The 10267-nt window shown below is 68.8% G+C and carries 5 protein-coding genes; 3 read left to right on the plus strand and 2 right to left on the minus strand.

Annotated features, from left to right (window positions below; genetic code table 11):
* Positions 1 to 44: 44 nt before the first annotated feature.
* Positions 45 to 575: an outer membrane protein assembly factor BamE gene (locus tag AX672_RS02650; RefSeq protein WP_372587562.1), complete on the plus strand. Its 531-nt coding sequence runs from the start codon at positions 45 to 47 to the stop codon at positions 573 to 575.
* Between the two features lie 147 nt (positions 576 to 722).
* A complete protein-coding gene (locus AX672_RS02655; RefSeq protein ID WP_066647758.1) occupies positions 723 to 1229 on the plus strand; it encodes an RcnB family protein in 507 nt (168 codons plus the stop codon).
* 60 nt (positions 1230 to 1289) lie between these two features.
* Here AX672_RS02655 and pbpC read toward each other — a convergent pair whose 3' ends face one another.
* Complete coding sequence (gene pbpC / locus AX672_RS02660) at positions 1290 to 3422, minus strand: penicillin-binding protein 1C (protein ID WP_066647766.1); 2133 nt, start codon at positions 3420 to 3422, stop codon at positions 1290 to 1292.
* A 1-nt stretch (position 3423) separates the two neighbouring features.
* On the minus strand, positions 3424 to 9180 hold the full coding sequence (locus AX672_RS02665) for an alpha-2-macroglobulin family protein (RefSeq protein WP_066647769.1): 5757 nt from the start codon (positions 9178 to 9180) through the stop codon (positions 3424 to 3426).
* Between the two features lie 145 nt (positions 9181 to 9325).
* Between AX672_RS02665 and AX672_RS02670 the strand changes: the two genes are divergently transcribed.
* The coding region (locus tag AX672_RS02670) for a glycosyltransferase (protein ID WP_231731130.1) at positions 9326 to 10267 on the plus strand (942 nt) is incomplete at its 3' end.

The raw sequence follows: 10267 nt of genomic DNA on the forward strand, positions 1-10267 counted from the left end.
CCCGATCCCCGGCATATTGAGGCTGCGCGCAGGCGATGCAATGCATGAGCAGCGCGCGCGCGGCGACAATCGCCGCCTGGAGGAAGTGGATGCGGTTGATTTCGACGCGAGTGGCGTTTGCGGCGGCGCTGGGCGCAATGGCGATGACGGGGGCATGCACCCCGCTGCGCGGGCATCAGGGCTATGTGATCGATCCCGATCTGGTCAATTCGGTCCAGCCGGGCGTGGACACGCGCCAGACGGTCGCAAAAGTGCTCGGCAAGCCGACATTCACCAGCCAGTTCAACGAAGGCGAGTGGTTCTATGTGTCGCGCGACACGCGCTATTTCGCTTATGATCTGCCCAAGCCCAAGGCCCAGACGGTGCTGCGCATTCGTTTTGACGACAAGGGCGTGGTGAGCAAGGTCGATCGCACCGGCGTCGAACAGGTCGCCTCGATCAGGCCTTATGGCCGGATCACGCCGACGCTGGGGCGCAAGCGTAGCTTCTTCAGCGACATTTTCGGCAACATCGGCGCGGTTGGTGCCGGCGCCAATCCCGGCGGCGGTGGCGGCGGCGGACGGACTCAGCCCTGATCGCGGCAGCCGCCGACTGATACAATTTGTGACAACGCTTGCGCGCGGCTGACCAGCGCGTTCCCGGCGCGTTCAGACCGACTCGGCCATATCGGACCTCGACAGCGACAGAAGCGTTGCTGCCGAACCGATGATGGGAGCTGTACCATGCGTAAGATGATCCTTCTGACCTTGCTGGCAGCGGTGGCGACGCCGGTCGCCGCCCAGGCCCAGTCGCAAGCCGAAGTGCGCCGCGACCGCCGCGATGTCCGCGAGGAGCGGCGTGAACTTGATCGGGCATACCGCTCGGGCGATCCGCGCCGCATTCGCGACGAACGCGGCGACCTGCGCGAAGCCCGCCAGGAATTGCGCGAGGACATTCGCGACCGTGACCGGGCGTGGGGCCGCGATGACTGGCGCTATTACCGTGATCGCAACGCCGCGCTCTATGCCCGTGGCACGTGGCGCGCGCCGTTCCGCTACACCGCGTTTCGCACTGGGGTGCGGATTGCGCCTGCCTATTACGGGCCGCGCTACTACATCGTCGATCCGTGGCGCTATCACCTGCCGCGGGTCCGTGGTTACCAGCGCTGGGTGCGGCATTATGACGACGTGCTGCTCGTCGATACGCGCCGCGGTGTCGTGATCGACGTCTATCGCGGCTTCTGGCGCTAAATACGGCAGCCAGGCAAGCGCACGGCCCGGGGAGGCGACTCCCCGGGCCGTTCTTGTCGGTCAACGCACCGTGAAGGCGACCTGATCGACAACCCGCCCGGCAAGATCGACCAGCCGGATCAAGTGCCGCCCCGGTCCGGCGAGCACGAGCGGCTGCGCATCGGCGGCACCGAGATCGCGCTTGTCGAGCCAGAGCCGGTGCGCCGATGCCGCGCCCGAAACGCCGATCGCGAGGCGCTGGCGGTCGATCGGAATGTCGGGGTCGAGCGCATAGACGCTGCCCGACACCGGATTGGTGATGCGCGGCCGCCGGGCGGTGGCGGGTGCTGCGCCGAACTCCGCCTGCGCGGTCCCGGCGAGGAAATATTCGGTGCGCGGCTGCTCGATCCGGTCGGCGAAGGCGATCCGGCGGGCGTCGATGCCGGGCGGCGGCGGTGGCGGTGTTGCGTCGCCCTGGTCGAGCGCGCGCATCACGTCGCGCCACACGGGGGCAGCGCCGCTGGTGCCGGATACGGCGCGCATCGGGTCGCCCTCCAGATTGCCGACCCAGACGCCGACAGTGTAGCGGCGCGTAAAGCCAATGCACCAATTGTCACGCAGGGCTTTCGAGGTGCCGGTCTTGACCGCCGACCAGAACGGCAGGCTGAGCGCTGACTCAAGCCCGAAGGTGACAGCGCGGGCGTTCGAATCGCTCAGCATGTTGCTCACCAGCCACGCGGCCTGTGGCGTCGTGATCGCGCGCTCGGCAGCGAGCGGCGCATCGGCCGTTAACCGCAGCGCGCGCCAGCGGCCGCCGCGCGCAAGGCTGCGATAGGCCGCGACCTGTTCAAGCAGCGTCACTTCGGCCGACCCCAGCGCGAGACTGAAGCCATAATATTGCCCGTCCTCGACCAGCCCGTGATAGCCGGTGTCCCACAGCCGGTCGCGGAACGGCTCGACCCCGACGAGCAGCAAGGTGCGCACGGCAGGGACATTGAGCGAGCCCGCCAGCGCGGTGCGCGCCGACACCGGCCCCTTGAAATCGCGGTCGTAATTCTGCGGCACATAGAGTCCGCTCGCGGTGTCGAGCTGGACTGGTGAATCGTCGAGGATCGACGCCGGGGTCAGATACCCCCGCTCGATCGCCTGCGCGTACAGGAAGGGTTTCAGCGTCGACCCCGCCTGACGGTAGCTGTTGGCGCCATCGACCTGTGGCGCGGTCGAGGCGCCACCGACGCCGCCGACATAGGCAAGCACGTCGCCGGTTTCATTATCGACGACGATCACGGCTCCGTCGCGCGCGCGACCGCTGCCCAGCCCCTGCAGTTGCCGCGCCAGCGCCACTGTCGCTGCCCGCTGAATGCGGGCGTCGAGCGTCGTCGTTACGCGCAGGCCCGGCTTGGTCAGCAACCGGCCCGCGAGATGCGGCGCAAGACCGGGGTCGAGCGCGAGCCGGCGCTGCGGCCCGAGCATCGCCCAGGCGCCGCTTTCGAACCGCGCGCAATCGGGCGCCTTTGCATAACCGCAGGCGCGCCGCGCGATCGCGGGGGCCGTCGCCTGCGGATCGGGAAGCAGCGCGGCCAGCAACAGCGAATCGTCGCGCGACAACGCGTCGGGCGTCTTGCCGAACAGCCCGAGCGCGGCAGCGCCGACGCCTTGCGCTTCGCCGCGAAACCCGGCGAGATTGAGATAGGCTTCGAGGATCTGCGCCTTGCTCCAGCGCGCCTCGATCGACCAGGCGGCGCGCATCTGGCGCAGCTTGTCGCGCCAGCCGCGCGATCCGGGGGCTGCGAGATCGGGCGCGAGATAGGCGGCGAGCTGCATCGTCAGCGTGCTCGCACCGCCGCGCGGGCGCCGCTCAATGCGGTCGCGGATCGCGCCGCCGATTGCCAGCCAGTCGACCCCGCCATGCGCCTCGAAGCGCTTGTCTTCGGCGGCGACGATCGTCGTGCGGGTAACGGGCGCGACCCGCTCGATCGGTGTCCACGCCAGCCGCCGCGTCGCGAAATTGACGCGCGACGAATCGATGAGCACCCCGCGCCGGTCGTAGAGCCATGCCTCGGACGGCTGCGAGCCCCGCCGGACCTGCGCATAATCGGGCATCGGCGGCGGGCGCGTCGCAAGGTCGAGCCCTGCGAGGCCGATCACCGCCAGCACCAGCGCCGCGATCGCCAGCCGCGCGGGTGTCGACCACCGCCGGAGCGTCGCCCTCATCTCAGCGCGGCGCCACCGTCACGGCTGCATTGGGCAGATCGGCGTGGATCGCGGGCGAATACATGGCCTCGACATGCGTCGGCGGCAGGTTGAAGCGCCCGGTGCCGTTCAGCCGCACCGAGTAAGTGACGCTGGTCGTGCCGCGCGGCAGCCAGGCGAAATAGCCGCGCCACGTCGCGCCGCCGTGCTCGATATAGCTCGGATAGCCGCCTTCGCTGCCGCCGATGTTGAGCAGGCTCGACTGGTTGGCCTGGTCGCCGAGGATCGTCGCGCCTGCCGGGACCGGATCGCTGATCACTACCCAGTTGCGCTCGGCCGAGGCATCGACGGTGATCGTCACCTTGATCACGTCGCCGCGCGTGTAGCGCCCGGGATTGCGCGCCTGCACCACCTCGACCTTGCGCGCGATCTTGTATCCCGCGAACAGCGCCGATTTAAGCGGCACCGCGGCGGACACCGACACCATCGCCCATGGTCCTGCGCCGCCCGACTGGCTCAGCACCAGCGGCACGCGCGCGGGCGGCAGCGGGAAGGACAGCAGCCGCTGCGGCTCGGCGAGCGGCCAGCCGCGGCTGAGCGTCGCGCTGCCGAGCGAGGCGGTGGTTACTCCGGCAATCGCGTCGGTCGGATAAAGCGAGGCGAACTTGCGCGCGGCGATGACGCTCCAGGCATTGGCGGTGGTGGTGTCCCAATGGCCGCGCTGCTGGCGAAGCGCCACGCCGACCATCATCTTCGGCCCTTCGTCCTGCCAGCCGGGCTTGCCGAGCACCGAGATCAACGCCTTGATCGCGCCTTCGTCGCCCGACGACATCAGCCACCACGCCGCATTCGACTGGTCGCTCAAGTCGAGCCGCGTGCCTTCGTAAACCAGCCGCGTCCGCAGTACGGCCTCGCCCGCCCCGCGCAGCGCCTGCGCATTGGCGAGCCCACCGACGCGGTCGATCGCGACGAGATAATCGGCGAGCTGCGCCGTCGGCATGTCCTTCGGCGCGATCTGGAGCTGGCCGAGCATCGCGGGCGTCGCTGCCCCCGCCCGCGCCAGCGCCGTGAAGGCCGCAAGCCGACGCAGGCGGACGTCGCCATACGTCTCGTGATTGACGCGCCCGTCGATCACGGCCTTCAGCCCGTCGATCATTTTCGCGCGGGGCCCATCGGGGATCGGCAGCCCGGCGTCGCTGGTGATCGCCAGCACATAGGCTGTCAGCGCCTCCGACCCTTCGAGACTGTCCGACGGCCAGTAGCGCAGCAGTCCGTCGGGCGCCTGATACGTCGGGATGTCGCCCGCAAGCGCCGTCCAGCCGCCGCTATCCCCCGTCGCGACGATCCGCGACAGCCGCTGCTCGAAGCAGTTGTAGGGATAGTCGGTCATGTAGCTGCGCACCCCCGCCAACGGCGGCGCGAGTGTGTCGGCAAGACGAACGTCGACGCTGCCGCGCCCGGCGAGCGCGCCGGCGGGCGCCGCGATCGGGATCGGCCCGCTGCCGACGCGCGCCAAGGTCGATGCCCAGACTTCGATCGGCACCGCGGGCACGATCTGCTGGGTGACCCCGATTTGGTCGGCAGCCTTGCCGTCAGCTGTCCTGGCGCTGACCTGCCAGCGCAGCGACGCGATGCTTTCGGGCGCGGTCAGGTTCCACATCACCGGCGCCGCGCCGCCCGCGGGGATCGTCACCGTCAGCGGTCGTCCGGTCGCGACCGCGGGGGCGAGCGCGACGGTCGCCGTCACTGTCATCGGCTTGTCGGAGCTGTTGCGCAGCGTGAACACTGCGCCGAACTGGTCGCCGGTGCGCACCAGCGGCGGGATGCCGGAGAAGATGCTCAGATCCTGTGCCGAGCGAATCTCGCTTTCGCCGCTGCCGAACAATTGCGCGCCATCGGTCGCGACTGCCACCAGCCGGAACGCGGTGAGCGCATCGTTGAGCTGCACCGGCACCCGGGCATGGCCCTTGCCATCGAGCGCAACGCGGCCTTTCCACAGCAGCACGGGCTGGAAATTCTCGCGGTTGAGCGCGGCATTGGCGCCTTCGCCGCCGCCATCGCCCCCGGCGACCACGGCCTTCTTGCCATAGTGCCGCTTGCCGACGACCTGCGTCTGCGCGGTCGAGGTGAGCACTGACAGCGATCGTTCGCCCATCATTGCGGTCAGCACATCGGTGCTGGGGTTGGGCGCAATCTGGTCGAGCGCGCGGTCGACCGCGACAAAGGCGACATCGGCGCTGGCGGCGGGCTTGCCGTCGGGGCGGGTGACCGCGACATCGACTTGCGCCACGTCGCGCGCGGCATAGCGGGCCTTGTCGGCTTTGACGGTGACGCCGAGCTGATGGCCTTCCCAGCCGACTTTCACCTTGGCGATGCCCATCCGGTAGGCGGGCTTCGCCAGATCGACCAGCGCGGTCGCCTCGGGCGCGGGTTCGGGCTTCGACGTGATGCCGAGCCACGCGCCGAGATCGCTCAGCCAGTCCCAGAATCCGGGTTCGACGCGCCCGCGCACCGCGAGCACCGACACGAACACATCGGGGGCATAGCTCGACGGCATCTTCACTTCGACGACCGGATCGGCGCCCGACAATTCGGTGACGAAATGCGACAGCACGCCCTCGCGCTCGACCGTCACCAGCGCGGTCGCCTTGCGGAACGGCATGCGCACCTGGAATTTGGCGGTCTCGCCAGCCTTATAGGCCTGGCGTTCGGGGATCACGTCCATCCGGTCGCCATTGTCGCCGCCGAACCACCAGTCGTCCTCGCCCGCCAGCCACACCGATTGCGTCGCGCGCGCGACATTGCCCTGCGCGTCGGTTGCGGTCGCTACCGCATAGACTTCGCCCGAGACGCTGGGGTTGATCTTGCACTGCGCGAGTCCTTGCGCATCGGTGCTCGCCGAACAGGTCGCGGCGAGCTTGGTCGTCTTCATCTGATTGTCATAGGCATAGAAGCCGCCGATCAGCCGTCGCCGCGCGGTCAGGATTTCGCGGCTGTAGAGCGCGACCGAAATCGCCTGCCCCTTGATCGGCCTGCCCTCGGTGTCGAGCGCGACAAAGCGCAGCCGCAGGTCGTCGGCCTTCATCAGCCAGCCGTCGGTCTTGACTCCGAGCCGCACTGCCGACGGATAGATCGGGATGCTGCGCGACGCGGTCAGCGTTTCGCCGTTCGCGTCCTGATAATCCATCTCGACGCGCATGTTGGCGGCACCGTCGAGGCTTTGCGGAATCTCGACCGTCTGGTGCGCGGTGCCGTCGCCGCCGAGCGTGACCGGCAGCGTCTGCGTCGGCGGTAGCGGCGTTTCCTCATCCTCGCCGTCGCCGTTGAGCGGCTTGACGCCTTCGGTCATTGCCCGCCCGCCGAAGCTATAGCCTTCATAGCCATCGGGCGCCGACACGCCACCGAACCAGCCGATGCGCAGGTCGATCGGCAGGTTGGATGCCCCGCCGCCCGACAGATAGCCGACGAACAGGTCGAGCGGCAGCGCCTTGGGCCGGACGGCGGCTTCCTTCGGCCCGCTCACCGTCGCGCGCATCGTCGGCAGGCGATATTCGTCGACCTTGAACGACTGGCCCGATCCAACCGCATTGCCGTCGCGGGCGAGCTGCACGTCGTAATCGCCCATTGGCGCGCCTTGCGGCGCGGTCCATGCGCTTTCGCCGATCCCGCTCGCGTCGATCGTCAGCGGCAGTTCGAACGACGTCTCCGATCCGCGATGCTGGAGCCGCAGCGTCCCCGAAAAGCCGCCCGCGAACTGGAACCCGGCGGCGACGGGGGAGCGCAGGATGTGCTTCATGTGGATCGTCTCGCCCTGGCGGACGAGCGCGCGATCAAACACGGTATGAAAGATGTCGCCCTTGGCTTCATAGCCATAGGGCAGGTCGAAATCATAAGGGCGAATGCCTTCGCCCCATTCGGTGAGCGTGAAGCTGAAATCGCCGTCCTTGCGCGCCGAGATCATCAGCGGGTGCGCGCTCGATCCTTCGTCGCAACTGCCATAGCTTTCGGGATCGGGCAGGCCGCTTGCCAACACCAGCGCGCCCTTGGCATCGGTGCGCCCGGTCGCGATCGTCTTGCCGTCGCAACTGTCGGTGACGCGGATGTCGGCGCCGCCGACCGGCTTGGCGCCGTCGAGCGTCGTCACCCACGCAAGGCTCGCGCCGCGGCCCCATTTGAAATGGACGCTGAGATTGGTGACGAGCGCGGCACTCGCGACATAGCGCGGTGCCTTGCGGCCGAGCAGCGCGGCGCCGAGCTGCGGGCTCGCCATCTCGACGACGTAGAAGCCGGGCTTGGCGAGCGGCACGCCGACGACTTCGAAATCCTTGCCCTTGCCCGGCAGGCCGACCTTCAGCGCCGCGCCTTGGCCGCTGCCGAGGATCGGTTCGGAGCCGGTGTCGTTGATCGTCACCGTTTCGCTGCCGCGCTGCTCGTCGTGGCTCTTATAGTCGTCGGCCTTGTCGACCGTGCGCAGCCAGCGCGCGATGTCGCCGTCCGATCCCTCGACGCGCAGCGACTGGCCACCGATCGCGAGATTGCGCCCCGCCAGCTCGGGTTCGATGTTGCGCACCGTGACCGGCAGCATCCCACCCTGCTTGGCTTCGAGAATCCCGAAGCTCGCCGCGAACTTCACCAGCGGTGGCGCTTCGTCGAAACGGACTTCGAGCGGGAAGCGCGCGGCATTGGTCAGCACCCGGCCGCTTTCGTCCTTGATGTCGGCCGGCAGGATCAGCCTGGCCTTGGTCGACGCGGGCAGTGGCGCCGCAAAGGCGACGTCGCTGGTCGTCGCTTCGGTGCGGACATCGCCGCGATTGCCGTCGCTGCCGAACTTGGGCGCGATCGACTTGCCGTCGGGCGTCTCGATGCGGATCTGCTTGGCGAGCGCCATCGGGATCGGCGCGGAGAAGCGGACATAGGCCTTTTCGACCGGCGAACAGCCCGCTTGCGGATTGACCCGCGAACATTCGAAGCGCGCCGCGAACGGCTTGCGCACGGTGAAGTCGAAACGCTGGTCAGTCCCGGCGAGCTTGCCGCCTGACCCCGCGATCTGCCCCGACCAGACCAGCGCCATGTCGCGCCCCGGCGGCAGCGGGCGGCGGCACTTGAGCGCCGTGACCGAGGCGAGCGCGGCCTTGCGGGCGGCGGCGTCCTGCGGCAGCGTTGCCGGTAGCCCGGCTTCCTCGAGGAAGCTGCTGATGCGGTAATCGTCGGTGCCGAGTTCGCCGAGCAGTTTGGCGGGCAAGTCGTCGGCCAGCACATCGACCGGGATCTTCTCGCCGATGCCGTCGACCGCGCAATAGGCGTTCGCTGCGACCGACGCGCGTGTCGCGGGCATGTTGCTGGCGACGAGGAATACCTGATCCTCTTCGATGCTGCTGCCATAACGACTGGGGAGCACGGCGCGCGCGACCGGGCCGCCGGCATCGACGGTGAAGCGGCGCTGGCCGCCGACGGCGACGCCCGTCACCGTCTTCAGCCCCTCGGCCAGGTCGAAGCTGCATTGCGTACCGCCGGGCAGCGGCGTCTTGAATTCATAGACCCAGCTTTGCTGGTCGATCCAGCGGCCGGTGCCTTCGACCGGACAGGTGACCGTGAATGGGGAAGTCGCGCGCGGATCGCCGAGTGCCACGATCGGCGCGCTGAACCGGACGGTGAAACGCTCGATCGCGCCGCCACCGATGCCGGGGGTGGCCATCACCACTTGCGGGCTGCTGTCGGCGGAGGCGGCAAGTGGCGCAAAGGCAAGCGCAAGCAGGGCGAATCGGACCGCGAGCTTCATCTGTCGACGCTCCCCAAAAGCTGCGCGGACGCTATGGCGTGGTCTTCTATTAGTCCAGCGCCGAATGCCGGTTGGGCGAGCGATTTGCGCGCCTTTGCGGAGCGTGCAACAAGGCAGCGAGCACGATCTCGGGGGCATCGTGAGCATCGTTACGGGGCTGGTGACAGGGCTGGACGGCGTGGCGCGCGAAGCGATGCTGTTCGCGGGCGTCGGCTTCCTGATCGGCGGGATCGATGATCTGGTGGTCGATCTGCTCTATTTCGTCCGGCGCGGCTGGCGGCGCGAGCGCGCGACGGCGGATCATGTCGGCGCCAGCGACGCGCAGAGCCGCCGGATCGCGGTCTTCGTGCCTGCCTGGGACGAAGCCGGCGTGATTGGCGCGATGCTGACGGCGGCGCTCGACCGGATCGATCACCCCGATTACCAGATTTACGTCGGCACTTATCCCAATGACCGTGCCACGATCGACGCGGTCGCCGCGATCGCCGAGCGCGACGCGCGGGTGCGGCTGGTGATCGGCACGCGACCGGGGCCGACCACCAAGGCCGATTGCCTCAACACGCTTTGGCACGCGCTGGCCCGCGACGAGAGCGCGGGGCCGCGCGCGGCCTTTGTGGTGCTGCACGATGCCGAGGATGTCGTCCACCCGCACGAATTGCGTGTCTTCGACCGGCTGATCGGCGCCTATGCCGCCGTGCAATTGCCGGTGCGGCCGCTGGTCGATCGCGACGCGCCATTGGTTTCGGGCCATTATGCCGATGAATTCGCGGAAGCGCACGCGAAGCAATTGGTCGTGCGCGCGGGGCTGGGCGCGGCGCTGCCACTGGCGGGCGTCGGCTGCGCGATCGAACGGTCGATGCTCGATGCGATCGCCGAAGCGCGCGGCGGCGACCCGTTCGATGCCGCCAGCCTGACCGAGGATTATGAGCTCGGCCTCGCGATTGCCGCGCGTGGCGGTCGCGGCGTGCTCGCGCGGGTGCGCAGCGATGACGGCACGCTGGTTGCGGTGCGCGCCTATTTCCCCGCGACGCTGACGGCGGCGGTGCGGCAGAAGGCGCGGTGGATGACGGGCATTGCGCTGGCGGGG

The organism is Sphingomonas sp. CCH10-B3 (assembly GCF_001556185.1).
In the GTDB taxonomy this organism is placed as follows: Bacteria; Pseudomonadota; Alphaproteobacteria; order Sphingomonadales; family Sphingomonadaceae; genus Sphingomonas; species Sphingomonas aquatica.

Coding starts and splice junctions, on each gene's coding strand:
- pbpC (WP_066647766.1), bottom strand. CDS start 3,422: ATGAGGGCGACGCTCCGGCGGTGGTCGACACCCGCGCGGCTGGCGATC.
- AX672_RS02650 (WP_372587562.1), top strand. CDS start 45: ATGAGCAGCGCGCGCGCGGCGACAATCGCCGCCTGGAGGAAGTGGATG.
- AX672_RS02655 (WP_066647758.1), top strand. CDS start 723: ATGCGTAAGATGATCCTTCTGACCTTGCTGGCAGCGGTGGCGACGCCG.
- AX672_RS02665 (WP_066647769.1), bottom strand. CDS start 9,180: ATGAAGCTCGCGGTCCGATTCGCCCTGCTTGCGCTTGCCTTTGCGCCA.